The sequence below is a fragment of the Oleiphilus sp. HI0061 genome, from assembly GCF_001635675.1.
In genome coordinates this window covers 1-1,523 of the sequence record NZ_LWFE01000123.1, presented here as the reverse complement: position 1 = coordinate 1,523, position 1,523 = coordinate 1, and the positions used below count along the sequence as shown (strand labels likewise).

At 45.1% G+C, this 1,523-nt stretch carries 2 protein-coding genes; one reads left to right on the top strand and one right to left on the bottom strand.

Translation table 11 applies throughout. The features are described from left to right. Positions 1 to 1,071, top strand: a 1,071-nt coding sequence (gene fadA, locus A3735_RS01540) for an acetyl-CoA C-acyltransferase FadA (protein ID WP_068637440.1), incomplete at its 5' end; no start/stop codon positions are given. 156 nt (positions 1,072 to 1,227) lie between these two features. On the opposite strand, the gene A3735_RS01535 is transcribed toward fadA, so the two are convergent. Then, positions 1,228 to 1,523, bottom strand: a 296-nt coding sequence (locus tag A3735_RS01535) for a hypothetical protein (RefSeq protein WP_231882331.1), incomplete at its 5' end; no start/stop codon positions are given.

The following is a 1,523-nucleotide window of genomic DNA, read 5'->3' as shown; positions in this document are numbered from 1 at the left end:
GCTACGCTGATTGATGCTATTTTTGATCGTAACGAAAAATTGAACCCTAATGACGTTGAAGACGTAATCTGGGGTTGTGTTAACCAAACAATGGAGCAGGGCTTTAACGTTGCTCGTCAAATTTCATTGTTAACTAAAGTTCCTCACGCTGCTGGCGCTCAAACGGTTAACCGTTTGTGTGGTTCTGCGATGAGTGCAATTCACACAGCTGCACAAGCAATCCAAACCGGTAACGGTGACGTGTTTGTTGTGGGTGGTGTTGAGCACATGGGTCACGTATCCATGACTAAAGGTTTCGACCACAACCCAGCAGCAAGTAAGTACTCTGCAAAAGCATCTAACATGATGGGTCTAACGGCTGAAATGTTAGCTAAAATGCACGGTATTTCACGTGAAATGCAAGATGAGTTTGGCGCGCGTTCACACCGTCTAGCTCACGAAGCTACATTGGAAGGTCGTTTTAAGAACGAAATCGTTCCAGTTGAAGGTCATGATGAGAACGGTTTTAAAGTTCTTATTGAGGACGATGAAACAATCCGTCCAGAAACGACTGCAGAGTCTCTAGGCAAGTTGAAGCCAGCTTTCAACCCTAAAGGCGGTACAGTAACTGCGGGTACGTCTTCACAGCTTACAGATGGCGCAGCAGCAATGTTGTTGATGTCAGCTGAGAAAGCAGAAGAGCTTGGCCTTAAGCCACGTGCTCGTATCGTTTCAATGGCTGTTGCAGGTTGTGATCCAGCTATCATGGGTTACGGCCCAGTTCCAGCAACTAAGAAAGCACTTAAGCGTGCTGGTCTTACCATTGAAGATATCGATTTCTGGGAGCTTAACGAAGCTTTCGCAGGTCAGTCTTTGCCAGTAATGAAAGATCTTAAGTTGCTAGATGTTGCAGAGACTAAAGTTAACCTGAATGGTGGTGCGATCGCTTTGGGTCACCCACTAGGTTGTTCAGGTGCACGTATCTCAACGACTTTGTTGAATGTTCTTGAAGATAAGGGCGGCAAATATGGTGTTTCTACCATGTGTGTAGGTCTTGGTCAGGGCATCTCAACAATTTGGGAACGTCTGTAAGACCATCTTTGATAAGCACGCTCCCAGGAAGATTGCTTAGGCAATAGGAAGTATTCTTCGGGAGTGTGTCTTAATAAGATAAGAAAAAACCGCAGTTTTGGCTGCGGTTTTTTTGTTTTAAGAGGGGGTAGATTTACTTAAGTCGACTCACTACTTCTATTTTTGCTCAGTTGAAGTGTCGGTACATTCGTTTTGATTGGTTTCCGTTTCTGCTGAGTCGCTGATCGGTTTTTTCTTTTTTGCCTTCTTGGCTTGAGGTTTGATCAAGTTACCTTCGCCTACGACACGGTTTGTTCGTTTTGCTTCGGTCAGGAGTTCGCTTAGCTCTCGTATGCGGGTGTTTTTCGTATCATTATCTATGCTGGTCTTTTTCAGCAAGTCCAGAGCTTGCTTGATCTGCATCTGATACATCGTCATATCGCCTTCCTCAGCGAAGCTGTCGGCCTGGTATA